16 protein-coding genes are annotated in these 20,103 nt (G+C 71.9%); 6 read left to right on the top strand and 10 right to left on the bottom strand.

All coding sequences use genetic code 11. The features are described from left to right. Window positions 1–86: 86 nt before the first annotated feature. Window positions 87–1,562 (bottom strand): PucR family transcriptional regulator, encoded by a 1,476-nt coding sequence (locus tag D0D15_RS09415; protein WP_094004119.1) that lies wholly within the window; start codon window positions 1,560–1,562, stop codon window positions 87–89. 110 nt (window positions 1,563–1,672) lie between these two features. Here D0D15_RS09415 and D0D15_RS09410 point away from each other — a divergent pair, with 110 nt between their 5' ends. Further along, on the top strand, window positions 1,673–1,960 hold the full coding sequence (locus tag D0D15_RS09410; protein ID WP_143266151.1) for a hypothetical protein: 288 nt from the start codon (window positions 1,673–1,675) through the stop codon (window positions 1,958–1,960). After that, on the top strand, window positions 1,957–3,222 hold the full coding sequence (locus tag D0D15_RS09405; protein ID WP_094004121.1) for a Glu/Leu/Phe/Val family dehydrogenase: 1,266 nt from the start codon (window positions 1,957–1,959) through the stop codon (window positions 3,220–3,222). The genes D0D15_RS09410 and D0D15_RS09405 overlap by 4 nt, the downstream gene beginning before the upstream one ends. Window positions 3,223–3,498: 276 nt before the next feature. On the opposite strand, the gene D0D15_RS09400 is transcribed toward D0D15_RS09405, so the two are convergent. The 7 genes from D0D15_RS09400 to D0D15_RS09370 are packed head-to-tail and all read right to left on the bottom strand — an operon-like array spanning window position 3,499 to window position 13,772. Then, on the bottom strand, window positions 3,499–5,361 hold the full coding sequence (locus D0D15_RS09400; RefSeq protein WP_094004122.1) for a sialidase family protein: 1,863 nt from the start codon (window positions 5,359–5,361) through the stop codon (window positions 3,499–3,501). 15 nt (window positions 5,362–5,376) lie between these two features. Further along, window positions 5,377–7,350, bottom strand: a complete 1,974-nt coding sequence (locus D0D15_RS09395) for a beta-galactosidase (RefSeq protein WP_115944373.1) — start codon at window positions 7,348–7,350, stop codon at window positions 5,377–5,379. After that, entirely contained in the window at window positions 7,347–8,270 is a 924-nt protein-coding gene (locus D0D15_RS09390; RefSeq protein ID WP_094004124.1) for a dihydrodipicolinate synthase family protein, read from the bottom strand. Before D0D15_RS09390 ends, D0D15_RS09395 begins: the two co-directional genes overlap by 4 nt. Then, window positions 8,267–9,223 (bottom strand): oligopeptide/dipeptide ABC transporter ATP-binding protein, encoded by a 957-nt coding sequence (locus D0D15_RS09385; RefSeq protein ID WP_094004125.1) that lies wholly within the window; start codon window positions 9,221–9,223, stop codon window positions 8,267–8,269. Before D0D15_RS09385 ends, D0D15_RS09390 begins: the two co-directional genes overlap by 4 nt. Beyond that, entirely contained in the window at window positions 9,220–11,196 is a 1,977-nt protein-coding gene (locus D0D15_RS09380; protein ID WP_094004170.1) for a dipeptide/oligopeptide/nickel ABC transporter permease/ATP-binding protein, read from the bottom strand. The genes D0D15_RS09385 and D0D15_RS09380 overlap by 4 nt, the downstream gene beginning before the upstream one ends. Beyond that, window positions 11,196–12,155: an ABC transporter permease gene (locus D0D15_RS09375; protein ID WP_094004126.1), complete on the bottom strand. Its 960-nt coding sequence runs from the start codon at window positions 12,153–12,155 to the stop codon at window positions 11,196–11,198. The genes D0D15_RS09380 and D0D15_RS09375 overlap by 1 nt, the downstream gene beginning before the upstream one ends. Window positions 12,156–12,170: 15 nt before the next feature. Continuing rightward, window positions 12,171–13,772 carry an ABC transporter substrate-binding protein gene (locus D0D15_RS09370; protein ID WP_094004127.1) on the bottom strand — a complete coding sequence of 534 codons (1,602 nt, stop codon included), beginning with the start codon at window positions 13,770–13,772 and terminating at the stop codon, window positions 12,171–12,173. Between the two features lie 158 nt (window positions 13,773–13,930). Here D0D15_RS09370 and D0D15_RS09365 point away from each other — a divergent pair, with 158 nt between their 5' ends. Then, entirely contained in the window at window positions 13,931–14,644 is a 714-nt protein-coding gene (locus tag D0D15_RS09365; protein WP_094004171.1) for a FadR/GntR family transcriptional regulator, read from the top strand. Between the two features lie 248 nt (window positions 14,645–14,892). On the opposite strand, the gene D0D15_RS09360 is transcribed toward D0D15_RS09365, so the two are convergent. After that, window positions 14,893–15,555, bottom strand: a complete 663-nt coding sequence (locus D0D15_RS09360) for a TetR/AcrR family transcriptional regulator (RefSeq protein WP_094004128.1) — start codon at window positions 15,553–15,555, stop codon at window positions 14,893–14,895. Between the two features lie 96 nt (window positions 15,556–15,651). Here D0D15_RS09360 and D0D15_RS09355 point away from each other — a divergent pair, with 96 nt between their 5' ends. From D0D15_RS09355 to D0D15_RS09345, 3 genes are read left to right on the top strand one after another with little or no spacing between them, the layout of a single operon-like run. Then, entirely contained in the window at window positions 15,652–16,137 is a 486-nt protein-coding gene (locus D0D15_RS09355; protein WP_094004129.1) for a 2Fe-2S iron-sulfur cluster-binding protein, read from the top strand. After that, window positions 16,134–17,126 (top strand): FAD binding domain-containing protein, encoded by a 993-nt coding sequence (locus D0D15_RS09350; RefSeq protein ID WP_094004130.1) that lies wholly within the window; start codon window positions 16,134–16,136, stop codon window positions 17,124–17,126. Before D0D15_RS09355 ends, D0D15_RS09350 begins: the two co-directional genes overlap by 4 nt. Further along, window positions 17,123–19,288, top strand: coding sequence for a xanthine dehydrogenase family protein molybdopterin-binding subunit (locus tag D0D15_RS09345; RefSeq protein WP_115944372.1), 2,166 nt, complete (start codon window positions 17,123–17,125; stop codon window positions 19,286–19,288). Before D0D15_RS09350 ends, D0D15_RS09345 begins: the two co-directional genes overlap by 4 nt. A 48-nt stretch (window positions 19,289–19,336) precedes the next feature. Here the strand turns inward: D0D15_RS09345 and D0D15_RS09340 are convergent, their stop codons facing one another. Then, window positions 19,337–19,951 (bottom strand): RICIN domain-containing protein, encoded by a 615-nt coding sequence (locus D0D15_RS09340; protein WP_094004132.1) that lies wholly within the window; start codon window positions 19,949–19,951, stop codon window positions 19,337–19,339. Window positions 19,952–20,103: the final 152 nt, after the last annotated feature.

Genomic DNA, 20,103 nt, shown 5'->3' with positions numbered 1-20,103 from the left:
GGCGGCACGCTATGGGGTCGGCGCCGACCGCAACAGGGCAGTTGTGCACTCTTGCCCGCCGGGCCGTTGTGCATACTGAACATCGGTCAGCGCGCCCACTCGGTGGCCACCTGCACCGCGATCCACGCGCTGACCCTGGTCTGCGGCGCGTCGAGGGAGGCGCCCAGTGCACGCTCGATCTGGTCGATCCGATTGCCGACCGTGTTGCGGTGCACGGCCAGCTCCTGGGCGACTTTGAGGCGTGAGCCGTTGTGCCGCAGGAAACTGCTCAGCGTCTCGAGGAGATCGGGGTCCTCGCCAAGGCGGGACAGGAACGACCGCGCGAACGCGGTCGCCCGCTCCGGGTCGAGCACGGTGAGCGCACCCTCGTCCACCACCGTGCTCCAGCGCACCACCGGGGCGGCGGGCGAGGCCGTGGCCAGTGCGTGGCCCGCGTTGGCCACGCTTCGTCGCACGTCCGTCACGGCGACCGTGTCGCCCACGCCGACCAGGAGCCCGAGGCCGGTCAGGGCGGCCACGGCGCTGTCGATCCGCGCCGGCGGGGCGAGCAGCCACAGTTCGTCCTCGACGGGCGCGGCGAAATCGCCTGCCCGATCGAGGACCGACAGCCCCTCCTCCACCGCGTCGGCGCCGCCGGACGCGCGCGCCACGACGACGCGCGGGGGTACCAACCCCGGCGGGTCCCCAGCCGCGTCCAGCACGATGGCCGCCGAACGCACATCGCCTTGAACCAGCAACTCCAGCGCGCGCACCCGGAGCCTGCGTACCTGGTCGCGGCGTTCCCGGCGGGTCTCGGCGGTCAGGCCCAGCAGCGCGACAGCCGCCGCGACCGTGGTCCGCTCGGTGTCACCCAGCCGCCCGGGGACCTGCACCGCGAGGTGCGACGACGGCCGTCCACTGATGCCGATGGGCTGCACGACCAGTGTCCCCGCGCGGGTCTGCACAGTGGCGGCGGCGCGCCGGCCACTGGGGCGCAGACGCTCCACTTCGGCGTGCACGACCGCGACGTCCACCTTGTCGCACCGCGGGCCGGTGAGCGGGACGGCGTCCGGTCCGAGCAGCGTCGCCGCTCCGTCGAGCACCTCGGCCAGCGTGGCGACCAGGTGGGTCGGGGTGTCGTGCAGCAGCGCGGCCTGGGTCAGCCTGCGCTGGGCGTCGAGCTGGGCCCGGGCCTGGGCGTCGGCCGCGGACTCCAGCAGCGAGGCGACGGTGTGGCTGATCGCCACGAAGGTTGTGGCCCTCGGTACCTCGACCAGGTTCATCCCCTGGTCGCGGCACGCCGCGACCAGGCCAGCCGGGAGTGCCTCGTGGGTGAGCCCGGTGCCGAAGCCGATCGCCGCGACCCGCGCCGCGATGAGCCGGTCGACGTACCGCGACCACTCCTGGTCCCACTCGGCGGTCTGCAGTCCGGTGGTCAGCAGCACCTCGCCACCCTCCAGGAAGGGCGTGGGATCGGGCAGCTCGCTGGTGGCCGCCCAGCGCAGCACCGCCGACGCGTCCGCCAGATGAGCCGGGACGAGGTTGAGCGATGCCACCGCGACGAGGTCGCCGACCGTCACCATGCCGACATGGTTGCACAAGCAGTCCGGGTCGGACAGTGCTGTTCGGACATGCCGCCGTGGTCGCCGGTCGCCGACGATGAGGTCGACCCCCAGGCGACTTGGAGCACGTGATGACCGATCCCGCGACCGCCGCCGGCGGCCCCTCGCTACCACAGGAACGCAGGCACCCGGCGGTCCCCCGCGGTGTCGGGACCACGCTGCCGGTTCACGCGGCTGCGGGCGGCGTGCTGGCCGATGTCGACGGCAACTCCCTGAGCGACTTCCGGTCCAGCATCGCGGTCGGGATGCCGGCGTCCGCGGTCACCGGCCGGGCCGAGAGCATGGGCGTCCCGCACGTCAGCGGCCTGGGCGGGAACCCGGCGGCCGTCGCCGCGGCGCACGCCGGGGAGTCCCGATGACCGCGCTGGTGACCGCGCCGCCGGCGAACCCGCTCGACGACGCCCGTACGCAACTGCGGGAAGCGGTGGCCCTGCTGGGCTACGACCAAGGCATGTACGACATGCTCGCCAACCCACGCCGTGAGGTGACGGTCAGCATCCCGCTGCGCCGCGACACCGGCGAGACCGAGGTGCTGATCGGACACCGGGTGCAGCACAACTTCTCCCGCGGACCCGCCAAGGGCGGATTGCGCTACAGCCCCCACGTCACCCTCGACGAGGTCCGCGCATTGGCGATGTGGATGACGTGGAAGTGCGCGCTGCTCGACGTGCCCTACGGCGGCGCGAAAGGTGGTATCCGCATCGACCCCCGCCACCACAGCCGCGCCGAACTGGAGCGCGTGACCCGCCGCTACACCAGTGAGATCAGCCCGCTCATCGGCCCCGAGCGCGACATCCCGGCCCCGGACATCGGCACCGACGAGGACACCATGGCCTGGATGATGGACACCTTCTCCGTCCAGCAGGGCCACACCGTGCTCGGCGTCGCGACCGGCAAGCCCATGAGCCTCGGCGGCTCTCGCGGCCGATCCAGCGCCACCTCCCGCGGCGTGGTCCACATCGGACTGGCGGCGCTGGCGCACCGCGGCGTGGCGGCCACGCGGGCCACCGCGGCCGTCCAAGGCTTCGGCAAGGTCGGGCGCGGCGCGGCCCGGTTCCTCGCCGAGGCGGGTCTGCGCGTCGTCGCGGCCGGTGACCAGTATGGCGCGATCGCGGCCCCCGGGGGTCTGGACATCCCCGCCCTGGAGGCGCACGTCGACGCGACCGGCTCCGTGGTCGGCTTCCCGTGCGCCGACGCGATCAGCCCGGCCGACCTGCTGGAGTGGGACGCCGACCTGCTCGTCCCGGCAGCGGTCGAGGGAGTGCTCACCGCGGCCAACGCCCCCCGGGTACGGGCCAAGGTCATCGTCGAAGGTGCGAACGGCCCGACGACACCCGACGCGGACGCCGTGTTCACCGCCAACGGTCAGTTGGTGGTGCCGGACATCCTGGCCAACGCGGGCGGGGTGATCGTGTCGTACTTCGAGTGGGTGCAGGCCAACCAGGCGTACTGGTGGAGCGCCGACGAGGTCGAGAACCGGCTGCGGCGGCGGATGCTGCAGGCCTGGGAGCAGGTCTTGGCGCACGCGACCGCCACCGGCAGGCCGCTGCGCACCGCCGCCACCACGCTGGCCGTCGAGCGGGTCGCCGAGGCGCACCGCCTGCGCGGCCTCTACCCCTGAGCACCGGGAGCAGCGCATGGACCCGCACGCCGCGGCCTTCGCGGGTGACCGACCCGGCCACCCGCGGGATGGCCTCGATCAGCTCCCGCGGCTCGTCCTCTCATCCTGGAGGGCCGCGAGGCGACGCGGGTCCTCGCGCCGGACGGTGCGGTCCTGCTCGGCCACCCCGACGACGGCGCGGCCGGACCGGTCACGCCGCGGCAGCAGGCGGCGACCGCCACGCTGGACGCGCACTGAAGTCCCGGCCCCGCGAGTACGGGGCCGGGACTCCGCGGCTCAGAACGGCAGCCGCAGCACCAGGGTGTCCCTCACTGGGGCGTTTTCGGTGCGTACCGCGGTCAGTTCGGACGGTGACAGCGCCTTGCGGTAGAGCCGGACGTCGTCCAGGGCGCCGTCCAGTCCCATGCCTCCGTCGAGGCGGCGGCCCAGCCAGAACTGGAACGACACGCGCTCGGTCACCGATCCGGCCGCGGCCGGCCCGGCCGCCACCTGCACGCCGTCCACCCACAACACCAGCTGTCCGCCGGTGCGCTGCAGCGCCACGTGGTGCCACTGCTGGTCGTTGAACGCACCCGCCGACGTGATCTGCTTGGAGCCGGCCGCGGTCGTCATCGAGGCGATCAGGCGGTTCGCCCCGGGCTCGCCGCGCAGCCAGATCTGCGGCGCGGTCGAACCCATGCCGCCCATCCAGAAGAACACCTGGTTGGCGGTCGACGCGCCGTACCGCACCCAGCCGGTCCAGGTGAAGTCCTCGGCGCCGACGACCTGGGAGCTGTCGTAGGGCACGCGGACGAAGTCGTCCACCCCGTCCAGGTCGAGCGCGTCACCGTAGCGGCCGGGCACCGGAACCGGGCCGCCGATCAGGTAGGCGTCCGACCGCTCCCCGGACACGTCCCGCGTCGTCGGGCCGGGCGAGTTGCGCCAGCCCAGCACGTCCTCGGTGAAGCGGGCGAAGCGGATCTCGTCGCGCGCGTCGACCGGGCCGCCCTCGTACATCAGGCCGATCTCGGTGGTCCGCGCGTACCGCCCGCTGATCTGGACCATGTCCGAGTACCCGGACCACTCGTCGGTCACCCGCGTGCCCTGCTCGGCGTTCTCCCAGCTCCGGCCGCCGTCGTAGGACGAGCGGATCATCATCCACCGCCGCCGGTCGGTGTCCGACGGCGACGCGAACAGGATCCGGTCCGGTCCCGGCCGGTCCAGCCGCAGCAGCGAGCCCTGCACGATCGGCGTGACCAGGTCGGGAATCGTCCGGAACGGCTGGCTGAACGTCTCCCCGCCGTCGCGGCTGATCGCGTAGTCGCGGTTGCCGATGTCGGTACCGCCCTGCTCGCGCCCGCCGGCGTAGATCGACCCGTCGGCCAGCTCGACGACGCTGATCTCCTGGGGCCGCTGCGGGTAGGGGCTCTTCGCCGGGAACGAATAGGTGTCCACCGCACCGATGCGCCAGGTCTGGCCGTGGTCGTCGCTGTAGACGAGCGCGCCGTGGTTGGCCACCGGGTCGGCGCCCACGGCGGTTTCGGCGTTCACGCCGAACACCAGGCGCCCGCGGTGCGGCCCCTTGGTGAGCTGGATGCCGTGCACCGGACCGGAGGCGTACCAGGCGTTCCACTCCGGCCTGCTCGCCTGGGCGCTGATGTTCACCGGGGTGGACCAGGTGCGCCCGTCGTCGTCGCTGTACTGCGCGTGCGGGGTCCGCAAGCACGGCATCTCGCAGTTCTTGCCGCCGGTGTGGCCCGCGTTGTAGGTGGAGATCAGCACGATCCGGCCGGTGATCTGGTCGACGATCGGCACCGGGTTGCCGTGGGTGTCGCCGTCCCCGGAGTTGATGACCTCCAGCGGCGACCAGGTCCGGCCGCCGTCGGTGGAGCGCTTGAGGACGAGGTCGATGTCACCGGCGTCGCCGCAGTCGTTGACCCGGCCCTCGGCGAACGCGAGGAGGGTGCCCTTGGTGCTCTTGACGATGGCCGGGATGCGGAAGCAGAAGTAGCCCTGCTCCTGCTTGGGGTTGAACAGCGCCTGCTGGTCGAATCCCGGTCTGGCGGTGTCGGCGGAGGCCGGGCCCCCGCCGCCGAGCAGACCGGCGAGCAGTACCGCCACGAGGAGCGGGACCGCGCGCCACGCTGCGAACGATCTCATGTGCCTTCCCTTCGGTTAGTCGATCCGGAGGACAGCGACGCCCCGCGGTGGCAGCGTGTGCCGGGTCGCGGGCGGCGAATCGGTGAGCAGGTCGGGCGCCGGGACTCCGGCGTCCACCGCGACCGCTTCCGTGTTGTGGTTGAGCAGGAACAGGAACTTCCGGCCGGGGCCCTCGCGGCGCACGGCCTGGACCCCGGCGGGCAGGCCGGGCAGGACCGGTGCCACGCCCGCTTCCGCGGCGGCCCGGTCGACCAGCGCGCGCATCCCGGCCGGGGCGAGCCGGGTGCCGAGGTACCAGGCGACGCCCCTGCCGTAGGCGTGGCGGGTCACCGCGGGGAAGCCCGCGAGGTCACCGTCACCGAAAGTCGCGACGGCTTCCGCGCCCGCCAGCGAAACGGCCTCCGACCACAGGCTCCCGGTCCACTCCGGACTCAGCGGAACCGAGATGCCCGGTGCCAGCGGCCAGAACTCCTCCACCGACACCCCGAGCGCCTCCCGCAGCGGCGCCACCGGGTAGCCGCCGAGGTGGGCCCGGTCGCAGGAGTCGACGATGCCGGAGAAGAACGACACCACCAGGTGCCCGCCGCCCTCGACGTACCGCCGCAGCCCGTCGGCGGTCTCCGGGTCGAGCAGGTACAGGTTCGGCACCACGACCAGCCGGTACCCGGCCAGGCGGTCCGGTCGCACCACGTCGCAGGAGATGCCGGCGTCGAAGAACGGCGCGTAGTGCGCCAGGTGCGCGTCGAGCTGGGTGACGTCGGCCGACGGGTGCGCGTCCAGCTCCAGCGCCCACCAGCTGTTCCAGTCGTGCAGGAACGCCACGTCCGACCGCACGCGGGTGCCCGCCACGTCGGCCAGCGCCGCCAGGTCCTGCCCGAGCGCGCGGGCCTCGGCGAACACGCGGGTGCCCGCACCGGCGTGCGGCACCATCGCCGAGTGGAACTTCTCCGCGCCACCGCGGCTCTGCCGCCACTGGAAGAACATCGCGCCGTCCGCCCCCCGCGCCACCGCCTGCAGCACGCCCTGCCGCATCACGCCGGGGGCCTTGGCGCCGTTGTGCGTGCGCCAGTTCACCGCGCTCGGTGCGTGTTCCAGCAGCATCCACGGCTGCCCGCCCTTGAGCGACCGGACCACGTCGTACCCGAACGCCGCCTCGACGTGCCCGCGCGGGTCGTAGGGCTCGGGGTAGGAGTCCAGCGACACGACGTCCTCGTGCAGCTCCCACGCGTGCCAGTCCAGCGCCTTCTGCACCAGCCCGACGAAGTTCGTGGTCAGGGGGACGTCCGGCCTCACCCGGCGCAGGACGTCGGCCTCCACCCGGTAGCAGGCCAGCGACGCGTCCGAGGAGAACCGCTGGTAGTCCAGCTGCTGGGCGGGGTTGCGGAACGACGGCGCCACCCGCGGCGGCTGGATCTCCGCCCAGTCCGAGTAGCCCTGCGACCAGAAGGTGGTCGACCACGCCGCGTTCAGCGCCTCCACCGAGCCGTACCGGTCGCGCAGCCAGGACCGGAAGTCCTCGGCGGAGGTGTCGCAGTAGCAGGCCCGGATGTGGCAGCCGTACTCGTTGCCGACGTGCCAGATGTGCAGCGCCGGGTGGTCGCCGTAGCGGTTCGCCAGCTGCTCCACCAGCCGTGCCGCGTGCTCCCGGAAGACCGGGCTGGACGGGCAGAACTGCTGCCGCGAACCGGGGGAGAGGCGGGTTCCGTCCTCGCGCACCGGCAGCACCTCGGGGTGGCGGTGGGTCAGCCACGGTGGCGGCGACGCGGTCATCGTCGCCAGCGCCACCTTGATGCCGGCGGCCGCGAGCTTGTCCATCACCGCGTCGACCCAGCCGAAGTCGTACTCACCCGGCCGCGGCTCGACCTTGGCCCAGGAGAACACGCCCAGCGTGACCAGCGTGACCCCGGCCTCGGTCATCAGCTTGACGTCCTCGTCCCAGACGTCTTCGCTCCAGTGCTCGGGGTTGTAGTCCGCGCCGTAGTCGATCACAGCAGGCCCGCCTCGGTCAGCGCGCCCTTGATGCGCAACAGCTCCTCGTCGTTGAGCGGCAGCTGCGGCGGCGCCATCACCGAGTTGTCGATGAACCCGCGCATCTTCATCGCCGCCTTGAACGCGCCCAGCCCGGCCGAGCCGCGGCCCATCCGCTCCGGCGGGGCGGCGCACGTGATGTCGTACAGCCGCATCAGCCGGTCCTGTTCGCGCCGGGCCGCGGCGAAATCGCCCGCCCGGAACCGGTCCCAGATCGTCACGTACCCCGCCGGGTCCACATTGGCCAGTCCGGGCACCGCGCCGTCCGCGCCCATCTGCAGCGCGAGGTCCACCACCAGCTCCGAACCGGTGAACACGGCGAACTCCGACAGCCCGCGCTCCCGGCGGTCCAGCAGCAGCGCGCCGAACCCGGCCTCGTCACCGCTGGAGTCCTTGAGCCCGGCCAGCACCCCGTCCGCGGCCAGCCGCAGCACCATGTCCCGGTCCAGCTTCGAGTGCACCGCGACCGGGATGTCGTAGGCGAAGATCGGCAGCGAGGCCCGCTCGTGCAGCAGCCGGAAGTGCTGCTCGATCTCGGCGGTGTGGGTGCGGGTGTAGTAGGGCGCGGTGATGACCAGCGCGTCCGCGCCCGCTTCTTCGGCGACCCGGATGTGCTCGGCCACCCGCAGTGTCGTCATGTCGATGCACCCGGCCAGCACCGGGACGCGGCCGCCGACGTGCTCCACCGTCGTCTCGATCACCACCCGCCGCTGCCGGTCCGGCAGGAACGCCACCTCGCTGGACGAGCCCAGCACGAACACCCCGTGCACGCCCGCGTCCAGCTGGACGTCCAGGTGCCGGCGCAGCGAGTCCACGTCGATCGTGAAGTCGTCCCGGAACGGGGTGCACAGCGGGGGGATGATGCCGGTGAATCGAGTCATCGCACGCTCACTTCGATCTCGGGGTGGATGCAGTGGTAGGTGTGCCCGTCGCCGGCGTCGGCGGCCGGGGGCACCGCGGTGGCGCACTCGTCCGTCGCTTTCGGACAGCGGGTGCGGAAGGCGCACCCGCTCGGCGGGTTGACCGCGGACGGCACCGGCCCGGTCAGGACGATCGGTTCGATCGGGTTCAGCAGGCTGGGGGTGGCGGAGAACAACGCCCGCGTGTACGGGTGGTGCGCGTCGCCCGGGATCGCCGCCGCCGGGGCGTCCTCGACGATGCGGCCCAGGTACATCGTGACGATGCGGTCGCTCATCTTCCGCACGGTCTGGATGTCGTGCGACACGAAGATCATCGCCAGCCCCAGCCGTTCGCGCAGGTCGAGCAGCAGGTTGAGGATCTGCGCGCGCACCGACACGTCCAGCGCGGAGGTCGGCTCGTCGGCGACCAGCAGCGACGGTTCCAGCGCGAGGGCGCGGGCGATGGCCACGCGCTGCCGCTGCCCGCCGGAGAGCTGGCCGGGCACCGCGTCCGCGACGCTGGGCGGCAGGCCGACCAGCTCCATCAGCTCCCGCACCCGCTCGGCCCGCTGCGCCGGGGTGCCGACGCGGTGCACGTCCAGCGGGTCGCGCACGATCCGGGCGATCGACATCCGCCGGTTCAGCGCGGTCGACGGGTCCTGGAAGATCATGCCGATGTCGCGGCCGAACTCGCGCTGGTCCGACACCGGTTTCCCGCGGTAGCGCACCACGCCCCGGGTGGGTTTCTGCAGCCCGACGACCACCTTCGCCAGCGTCGTCTTGCCGCACCCGGACTCGCCGACCACGCCGATCGTCTCGCCGGGGCGGACGGTCAGCGTCGCGTCGGTCAGGGCGTGCACCGAGTCGTGCCCGAACAGGCCGGACGAGCGGATCTTGTGCACCACGTGCACGCCGTCGAGTTCCAGCAGGCTCATGCCGGCGCTCCCTTCACCAGGACCTCCGGTTCCGCGATGGGCTCGGCGGGGTGGTGGCACGCGACGAGGTGGTCCATCCCGGTGCCCGCGACCACCGGCGCCTCGGTGCGGCAGTGCGCTCGCGCGGCCGGGCAGCGGTCGGAGAACCGGCAACCCGGCGCGAAGTCCGCGGGGGCCGGGACGACGCCCTTGATCTGGGTGAGCCGGGCGTCGTTCTCCTCCAGCGACAGCACCGCGCTGAGCAGTCCGCGTGTGTAGTGGTGCCGTGGCGCGCCGACGACCTGCGCGGTCGTGCCGGCCTCGGCGACCTGACCGCCGTACATGACGACCACCCGGTCGGCCACGTCCGACACCAGCGCGAGGTCGTGCGACACCAGCACCAGCGCGAAGCCCAGTTCCTCCTGCAACCGCAGCAGCAACGCGATGACCTGCGCCTGCACGGTCACGTCCAGCGCGGTGGTCGGCTCGTCGGCCACGATCAGCTTCGGGCTGCGGGACAACGCCATCGCGATCAGCACCCGCTGCCGCTGCCCGCCGGACAGCTCGTGCGGATACGCCCGCAGCGTGCGGTCCGGGTCCAGGTTGACCAGCTCCACCAGCTCGCGCGGGGTGCGCGTGCCGCCGCGGCGGGTGAACTGCTTGAGCTGCGCGTGGATCGTCATCGCCGGGTTCAGCGAGCTGAGCGCGTCCTGGTAGATCATCGCGATGTCGTGCCCGAGGTGGCGCCGCCGCGCGGCCGGTGTCACGGTCAGCAGGTCCGCGCCCTCGAAGCGGATCCGGCCGGACAACCGCGCGGTCCGCGGCTGCAGGCCGACGATCGACAGCGCGGTCAGCGACTTGCCGCACCCCGACTCGCCGATCAGGCCCAGCACCTCACCCGGCCGCACGGTGAACGACACGTCGTCGACCACGTGGACGCCGTTGTGCCGCTCCGGGAAGGAGATCGTCAGCCCCTCCACCGACAGCAGCGGCTCGCGGCCGTCGAGGGGGCGCGATCGGCGGGACAGCCGCTCGCCCACCTCGCGCAGGCCCCGGATGGGCAGCACCGGCGCGACGTTCTCGGCCGCCTCCTCGGCGACGACCGCCTTGGCGACCTCCGCCGCCTTCGCGGTGCGGGCCGAGGGCGCCGCCCACGCGTCCGAGATGCCTTCCGACAGCACGTTCAGCGCCAGCACCGTGAACAGGATCAGCAGACCGGGGAACAACGTGGCCCACCAGCCGCCGTTGAGCACCATGTCCTTGCCGTCGGCGAGCACCGAGCCCCACGACGGGTCGGGCGGCTGGATCCCGGCGCCGATGAACGACAACGACGCCTCGAACACGATCGCGTCGGCCACCATCACCGTGCAGAACACCAGGATCGGCGCGGCGCAGTTCACCGCCACGTGCTTGACCAGGATGAAGAACCGGCGCGCACCGATGATGCGCTCGGCGGCGACGTAGTCCTCGCTGTACTGCGCCAGCACGTTCGCCCGCACCACGCGCGCGACCGGCGGCACGTTGACGAACGCGATCGCCAGGATCAGCACCCCGATGCCGCGGCCGAACACGGCGACCAGCACGGCCGCCAGCGCGATGCCGGGGAAGGCCATCAGCACGTCGAGCACGCGCATGATCACCGAATCCACCCCGCGCCGGGAGGTGGCCGCCAGCGCGCCGATCGCCGCACCGGCGACCAGCGCGATCGCGGCGGCCCCGAGCCCGATCGCCAGCGACCAGCGGGCGCCGTGCACCACCCGGGAGAAGATGTCCCGGCCGGACTGGTCGGTGCCGAACCAGTGCGCGCCGTTCGGCCCGGTGACCTCCGTGCCCAGCGCGTAGGGGTCCTTGACCAGCAGCGGGCCGACGAGAGCCACCAGCGCGAGCACGGCCAGCACCGACACCGCGATCCACGACGCCGTGTTGAGCCGGCGGAACCGGATGCCGGGCCGGGACAGGCGCTTGGTGAGCCCGGGCCGGTACAGCTGGCGCATCACGACCGGCTCCGCAGGCGCGGGTTCACGATCAGGTACAGCACGTCGACGATCAGGTTGACCAGGACGAACCCGACCGCGATGGTGATCACGAAGCCCTGGACCTTCGCGGTGTCGCCGTCCTTGACGGCCTGGATCATGTTCTGTCCCATCCCGGGCAGCGCGAACATCGTCTCGATCACGACGGCGCCGCCCAGCAGGTAGCCGACCCGCAGGCCGAGCACGGTGAGGGGGTTGATCAGCGCGTTGCGCAGCACGTTGCGGCCCACGACCACCACCGGCGGCAGCCCGCCGCCGCGTGCGGTGCGGACGTAGTCCTTGTCCAGCTCCTCGACCATCGAGGTGCGGATGATGCGCGTCAGCTGCGCGGCCACCGGCAGCGCGAGCGAGATCGCCGGCAGGGTCAGCGAGTTGAGCCAGCCACCGACCGAGTCGGCCGGGCTGACGTACCCGCTGGTGGGGAACAGGCCCTCGCCCACCGCGAGCCACTGGACCAGCAGCACCGCGATCCAGAACGCGGGCGCGGCGACGCCGGCCAGCGTGACGATCCGGATCAGCTGGTCCGGCCAGCGGTCGCGGAACAGCGCCGAGGTCACGCCGAGCACGAGCCCGGCGACGATCGCGAGCAGCAGTCCCAGCAGGGTGAGCTGCACGGTCAGCGGCAGCGCGGTGGCGATGACCTGCCCGACCGGCTCCCGCGTGATCACGCTCGTGCCGAAGTCGCCCTGCAGCAGGTTCCACACGAAGTGCACGTACTGCACCGGCAGCGGGTCGAGCAGGCCGTTCTCCTGGCGGAACTGCTGGAGCTGCTCCGGCGTGGGGTTGGCGTCGCCGAGCGCGGCCACCGCGGTGTCCACCGGGGAGAACTGCATGACGATGAAGACGAACAGGACCACCCCGAGCACCAGCGGGATCAGGGCGAGGATGCGGGCGAGCAGCATCCGCACGACGACGGCCATGGCAGTGCTCCCCGCTCAGGCCGGCTTGGCCTGGTTGAGGTAGATGCCCGGGTAGCCCTGCGCCCGCACCCCGGTGATCTTCTGCGCGTTCCACGCGGTGCCGAGCTGGGTGAACACCACCGGGTAGATGACCGCCTGGTCGGAGATCATGTCGAGCAGCTGCTTGGTGAGCTGGTTGCGGCGGGTCTCGTCGTTCTCCCCGGCGGCCTGGTTCTGCAAGTCCAGCAGGGCCTGCGACTCCGGGCCGGTCCAGCGGGCGTAGGTGGTCATCAGCACCGACGTCTTGTCGTAGTAGTAGCGCGTCAGCAGGTCCGGGTCGTTGCCGAACTGCAGCGGGTTGTTCGTGGTGGCGACGACCTCGAAGTCCTTGCCGCTGTCCAGTTTGGAGAACAGCGCCTTGGTGTCCTGCGAGTCCAGCGTGGTGGTCACGCCGATCGCGTCCCAGCCCTCCTTGATGACCTTGACGCAGTCGGTGACCAGCGAGGTGTTCGTGGTGGACAGGGTGATCGCCAGGTTCGTGACCCCGGCCTGCCGCAGCAGTTGCCTGGCCTTGTCCGGGTTGTAGGCGAAGTCGTTGGCCGCGGGCTGGGAGGCGGGCAGCTTCGGGTTGATGAACGAGGTCGCCGCGGTTCCCGCGCCCTGCAGGCCGATCTGGATCATCTTCTGCTTGTCGATGGCGTAGTGCAGGGCCTGCCGCACGAGTTTGTCGTCGAACGGAGCGTGGGCGGTGTTGAACATCAGGAACAGGTTGTTGCCGCCGTCGGCGAACTCGACCGTGCGGCCGGACCTGCGCAGCTGGTCGGCGTTGGCGGGCGGGATGTTGTCCACGATCTGCGCCTCCGGGTTGGCCCCGGAGATGGCCGCGACGCGCGGCGCGGCGTCCACGATCGACTTCCACAGCATCGACTGGTATGCCGCCGGGCGCGGACCGTTGTACTCGGCGAACTTCTCGAAGCGGGTGTAGGAGAGCGGGGCCTGCTCGACGACCTTGTACGGGCCGGAGCCGACGACCTTGCCGCCCGCGGCGTCCTTCCACTTGCCCTCGAAGACGTGCTTGGGGCAGATCTTGGCGGTCTGGATGCGCTTGAGGGCGTACGGGAACGGGTGCTTGAGCACGAACTCCACGGAGTTCTCGCCGGTCTTGCGCACCTCGGCCAGCCAGTCCGCGAAGAAGCTGTGGACCAGCACCTTCTCGTTGGGGTCCAGCACGCGGGCGTAGGTGAAGACGACGTCGTCGGCGGTCACCGGGGTGCCGTCGTGCCACTTGGCGCCGTCGCGCAGCTCGAACTCCAGGCTGGTGCCGGTGAGGTCGGACGGCAGCGCCTTGGCCAGGCCGGGGAACGGGTCGCGGGTGATCGGGTCGCCCTCGACCAGCGATTCGTAGCAGTGCAGGTTGGCGGCCATCGAAAACGCCGACGCGGTCTGCAGCGGGTCCCAGGTCTGGTTGTTGCCGTAGCCGATGACGGCGGTGAGCGTGCCGGTGGAGCTGCCGGTGCTGTTGGTGGATGCCGGTCCGCCACAGGCCCCCAGGGTGACCGAGAAGGCCGCGGCCGTGCCGGCCAGTCCGGTGTACCGCAGGAAATCGCGGCGGCTGAGACCGGACAAGCTGTGCGACATGACGTCTCCTGACTTGTGCGTCGTTGATCAGGCCGGAGCAGGAAGTAGGACGTAGGACGTCCATCGACCGGGTGAGAGTAAACAGCGGCGCGACCCGTGGTCAAGGGGTCTGACGTAGGATGTCCGGAAATTCGGCGGTCAGAGGCGGGGAGTTGGACGTGGCACGCCCTCAGCTCGGCGACGAGATCAGCAAACGGATCATCGACCTGATCATCGAGCGGGACCTCCCGCCCGGCTCGCCCATGCCCACCGAACTGGACCTGATGGCCGACATCGGGGTGAGCCGCAATTCCATCCGGGAGGCCATCCGCGCGCTGCGGGCGCTGGGGATCGTCGAGGTGCGGCACGGGTACGGCACGTTCGTCGGGTCCGCCGGGTCCGAGGCGCTGCGCACGTGGCTGCTGTTCCGCACCCGCACCCCGGGCGCCGGCACCACGGGCCGGCTGCGGGACCTGCTCGAGGTGCGGGAGATGCTGGAGACCGAGCTGACCCGCCGGGTGGCCCGGCGGCACCGGCCGGAGCTGATCTCCGCGCTGCGCGAGTGCGTGACGCGGATGCGGAGCAAGGGACCGGACGGCGCGGCCGCCGACCGCGAGTTCCACGACCTGATCTGCGCGGAGGCGGGGTTCGATCTCGCTCGTGAGCTGACGCGGTTGTTCTGGGACGTGTACCGGGCGGCGGAGTCCGAGCTGGGCGGGCCGGCGGGGTCGGCGGTTTCGACGGCGAAGCGGCATCAGGCGATCGTGGATGCCCTGGTGGCTGGGGATGCGGATGCTGCCGAGGAGGCTGTGCATCGGCACTTCGATGAGGTGCGGAAGCGTGCGAAGGCTGGCAAGTACGGGGGGTTCGGGGCTGCTGCTCCGGGGTTGTAGGGGGCGCTACGCGGGTTTCTTGCGCTACGCGCGTATTTGAAAAGCGCCGGCTTCGCTTCGCTACGCCCGGATTGCCCCTCCCGAACCCGATCTTTCAGTGTTCGGTTGCCGAGAAGCGGCGTCAAGGCTGGAAAGAGTACCTTGACCCCGCTGCTCGGCAACCGATGTGGCTGGGGATCGGGTTGCGGGAGAGGGGTGGCTCGTGGGGGTTGGTGCGTTGCGTTGCCGGGCGGCGGTTGTGGGCGTTTTTAGTCGTGGGGTTGGCGCAGTGTTGGTAGGCCTGCGGCCAGTGCGCGCAGCATGCGTTTTGCCGTGGGGGCGAACTTGATGCACAGCGCGGCGATCACCGGGTCCTCCGCGTAGAGCTTCGCCATCACCGGTGGTGGGTTCGCGGCCGGGTACAGCAGCGCGGCGAACCCGGCCGCCGCGGCGACCAGTTCGCGTGCCTCCTCCTCGGTCAGGTCCGGGCGGGCCCGTGCGACGGCCGACGCCACCTTCGCCAGCGCCTCCGCCGTCCGGAGCTTGAAGGCGCGCGCCGCCTCGACCGTGACGTTGTGCTCCAGCGTCGTCGAGCTGTGGGAGAGCAGGTCGCAGAACAGCGGGCGCTCTTCGAGTGTGTCGACCAGGGCGTCGAACACCGCATCGGGCGAGGACGCCTCGGTGATGCGTGCCAGGACCGCCGTCTCCCAGGCGTCGAACTCCTGGCGCGCGAGCTCCAGGTAGATCTCCTCACGGGTGGTGAAGTACCGCGCCAGGTTCGACTTCGCGAGCCCGACCGCGGCCGCCACACCGCCCAGGCTCACGTTCCGCACACCCGACGTGAGCGCGAGCTCCCGCGCCGCCGCGAGGATCGCCTCGCGTCGCTGCTGCTTGTGCTCCGGGCGCCGCGCGCGGAGGAACTCTTTCGACATCGCCGGATCAGTCTACGACCCCCGATTAGAGAACGCCGTTCTCTTGTTAAGAGGACGGCGTCCTGCTAGCTTCTGAACAAACCGGGAGGAGCCGACATGGTCGAGGTGTCACTGCGGGTCAACGGGTCCGCGCAACGGCTGGACGTCCAGCCCCAGGTGAGCCTGCTCGACGCGCTGCGCGAGGAGCTGGGCCTGACGGGCACGAAGAAGGGCTGCGACCAGGGCGCGTGCGGCGCGTGCACCGTGCTGGCCGACGGCGACCGCATCAACTCCTGCCTCGCCCTGGCGGTGCAGTACGACGGGCGGGAGATCACCACGGTCGAGGGCCTCGGCCACCCGCTGCAGGAGGCGTTCGTCCGCGCGGACGGCCTGCAGTGCGGCTACTGCACGCCGGGCCAGTTGTGCTCCGCGGTGGGCATGCTCGCCGAGCACAAGGAGGGCGCGCCGAGCGCGGTCACCGAGCACCTGACCACCTCCCCCGAGCTGAGCGACGAGGAGATCCGCGAGCGCATGAGCGGCAACCTGTGCCGCTGCGGCGCCTACAACGGCATCGTCGAGGCCATCCGGGAGGTCGCGGAATGAGATCGTTCACCTACGTCAGCGCCCCGGACGTGCCGTCCGCGCTCGCGGCCGTCGCCGGGGGCGACGCGAAGTTCCTGGGCGGCGGCACGAACCTCGTCGATCTGATGCGGGAGGGCATCGAGCGGCCGGGCACCGTGGTCGACGTCAGCCGGTTGCCGCTGACCGGCGTCGAGGAACTGCCCGGCGGCGGGGTCCGCGTCGGCGCGCTCGTGCGGAACAGCCGCCTCGCCGCGCACCCGGTGATCCGCGCGCGGTACCCGGTGCTGGCCCACGCGATCCTGCACGGCGCGTCGGCCCAGCTGCGGAACATGGCCACCGTCGGCGGCAACCTGATGCAGCGCACCCGCTGCCTGTACTTCTACGACGACGCCGCGCCGTGCAACAAGCGCACTCCGGGCAGCGGATGCGGCGCGCTCGACGGGTTCGCCCGTGCCGGCGCCGTCCTGGGCGTGAGCGACTCCTGCATCGCCACCCACCCGTCCGACCTGGCCGTCGCGCTGGTGATGCTGGACGCCGTCGTCGAGGTCGAGAGCACTCGCGGGACCCGGCGGATCCCGATCGGTGACTTCCACCGCACACCCGGCGACACCCCGCACCTGGAAACCACTGTGGCGCCCGACGAGCTGATCACCGCCGTCGAGCTGCCGCCGGTGCCGGTGGCCGCGAACTCCCGGTACCGCAAGGTCCGCGACCGCGCCTCCTACGCCTTCGCCCTCGTCTCGGTCGCCGCCGCGTTGCGCGTCGAGGGCGGGGAGATCGCCGAGGCGCGGGTGGCGCTGGGCGGTGTCGCCACGAAACCCTGGCGCGCGGCCGAGACCGAACGCCTGCTGATCGGCGAGCCGGCGACCGACGAGACCTTCCGGCGAGCCGCCGAAGCGGAACTCGCGCCCGCGGTGACCCGCGAGGCCAACGCGTTCAAGGTCGGCCTGGCCACCCGCACGATCGTGGCGACCCTGCGTCAGCTGGCGACCGGCGGAGGTGCGGCATGAGCGTGATCGGCGCCCCGCTGGACCGCCGCGACGGCCCGGCCAAGACCACCGGAGCGGCCCGGTTCGCGGCCGAGCACCGCCGCCCCGGCCTCACCCACGCCGCGCTCGTGCACGCCACGATCAGCCGCGGCCGCGTCACCCGCCTCGACACCACGGCGGCCGGCGCCGTACCCGGCGTGATCGCGGTGCTGACCCACCACGACGCGCCCCCGCTGAAGCCGGCGCCGAAGGTGAACCCGCTCAACCTCAGCACGCTCGCCTCCGGCACCTCGGTGAACTACCTGCAGACCGACGAGGTGCACTTCGACGGGCAGCCGATCGCCGTCGTGGTCGCGGAGACCTCGGCCGCGGCGAAGGAAGCGGCGTCGCTGGTGCGGGCCGAGTACGCTCCTTCACCATCCACAGTGGACTTCGCCGCGGCGGCGCCGCACGCGAAGAAGCAGCCGAACAACCCGGTCTCCCCGGGCGAGGCGAAGAAGGGCGACGCGGAGAAGGCGTTCGCCGCGGCGGCGGTGACCGTGGACCACCGGTACACCACGCCGCCGCACCACCACAACGCGATCGAACCGCACGCGACCATCGCGGAGTGGGACGGCGACCGGCTGACCGTGCACGACGCGACCCAGTCCATCGACTGGTGCCGCACGCACCTCGCGATCCGCTTCGGCGTTCCCGTCGGCAACGTCCGGGTGATCGCGCCGTTCGTCGCCGACGGTTTCGGCGGCAAGGGCATGGTCTGGCCGGGCACGATCCTCGCCGCGCTGGCCGCCCGCGCGACCGGACGGCCGGTGCGGCTCGCGCTGACCCGGGAAGGTGTGTACCGCACGGTCGGCGGCCGGACGCCGTCGATCCAGCGCGTCGCGCTCGGCGCGGACCACGACGGCAGGCTGACCGCGCTGATCCACACGAGCGTGAGCCGGACCGGGCGCGTCGGCGGCATGCCCGAGCAGGTCACCTCGCAGTCGCGGCACCTCTACGCCGCGGAGCACATCCTGGTCCAGGCGAGCACGGTCGAGCTGGACCTGGTGCCGAACACGGCGATGCGGGCGCCCGGCGAGTCGATCGGCACGTTCGCCGTCGAGTCGGCGATCGACGAACTGGCCGTCGAGCTGGGCGTGGACCCGATCGAGCTGCGCCTGCGCAACGAGCCGGAGCGCAACCCGCTGGACGGCAAGGAGTTCACGCACCGCAGGCTGCGCGAGGCCTACGAGCTGGGCGCGCGGCGGTTCGGCTGGCGGGACCGGCCCCCGGAGCCGGGCTCGATGCGCGACGGCCGGTGGCTCGTCGGCATGGGCGTGGCCACCGCCTACCACCCGGCGTGGCTCTTCCCCGCCAACGTCACGTTGCGGCTCTCGGCCGACGGCACGGTGCTGCTGCGCTGCGGCTTCCAGGAGATGGGCATGGGCGCGGCGACCGCCCAGGCGCAGATCACCGCGAACGCGCTCGGGGTGCCGGTGGACGCGGTGCGCGTGGAGTACGGCGACTCGGCCTTGCCGATGGCGTCCACCGCGGGCGGTTCGACGCAGACCGCGAGCGTGGCGGCCAGTGTGGTCGAAGCGGCGGAGAAGCTGAAGCGGCGGCTGCGGACGAGGTCCGGGGACGACCTGGTGGCGGCCGTGCGCCGGACTGGGGTGCCGCACGTGGAGGTGTCCGTCGGCTCGGACACCCGGCTCGGCCGGATCGCCGGGCAGGCCCGGTTCATGGGCCGGTTCCTGCGTGACCGGCGGCTGGTGCGGGCCGCGTCCGGGGCGCAGTTCTGCGAGGTGCGGGTGGACCCGGACACCGGTGAGGTGCGGATCTCGCGCTGGCTCGGGGTGTTCGACATCGGCACGGTGGTCAACGCGAAGACCGCGGCGAGCCAGCTGCGCGGCGGGATCGTGATGGGCATCGGGATGGCGTTGTCCGAGGAAACCCTGGTCGACCCGCGCACCGGGCGGATCATGAACCCCAGCCTCGCCGAGTACCACGTGCCCGTGCACGCCGACATCCCGCGCATCGACGTGACCATGCTGGACGACCCGGATCCGACGATGCCGCTGGGCGTCGTCGGCGCGGGTGAGGTCGGCATCACCGGGGTCGCCGCGGCGGTCGCGAACGCGGTCCGCCACGCGACCGGGCGGCGGGTGCGCGACCTGCCGATCACGCTGGACAAGGTGCTCTGACCCGGTGAGTGCCGGGCGCCGGTGCGGCGCCCGGCACTCGTCAGGCCGTCAGAACCACCACTGGTTCTTCGCGCCCGCCACGTACTGCCACAGCTGCACGACGGTGCCGTTGCGGTTGCTGGTGTTCAGGTCCGCGTCGAGGTACCGGCCGCTGTGCACGTTCTGCAGCCGCAGGTAGCCCTCGGGGATCTCGCTGACCGCGAACCACTGGTTCTTCGCGCCCGGGACGTAGTCCCACAGCTGGACGACGGTGCCGTTGCGGTTGATCGTGTTCAGGTCGGCGTCGAGGTACCGGCCGCTGTAGGCGTTCTGGAGCCGGTAGTAGCCCTCGGGGATCTGCCGGATGTACCAGCCCTGCTGGGCCGCGTACTCGTCGCAGGCCCACAGCTGCACCTTGGTGCCGTTGCGGTTGATGGTGTTGAGGTCGGCGTCGAGGCAGCGCGTCGGGTCCGAGGCCGGGCCGAGCAGGTAGGCCTGCTCGTCGGCCATCGTGGTGATGCCGCCCTTGACCTGGTTCGGGTGCGCCGGACGAAGCACCAGCCCGTCCAGCGACGTGACCGGCTCGCCGTTCTGCTGGGCGGCGCCCGCGCTGGGCGCGACGAACAGCGAAAGCAGGCCGGCCAGCAGCGCCGCGGCCGCGAACGGCCGCTTGAGTCTTCTCATGAATTCCCCATTCCGTGACGGGGCGCGGAATCCTCCGGCCGCACCCCGGAGACTGGATCTTCCCCACGCGGGCGCTCCGGCGTCGACCACATTTCCTGGCCGCTCAACAACGCTGTTCAGCGGTGTAACGGACCGGCATCGCGAACGATCTC

Origin of the sequence: Amycolatopsis thermalba, assembly GCF_003385215.1 — a bacterium.
In the GTDB taxonomy this organism is placed as follows: Bacteria; Actinomycetota; Actinomycetes; order Mycobacteriales; family Pseudonocardiaceae; genus Amycolatopsis_E; species Amycolatopsis_E thermalba.
This window is presented reverse-complemented; position numbering and strand designations above follow the sequence as displayed.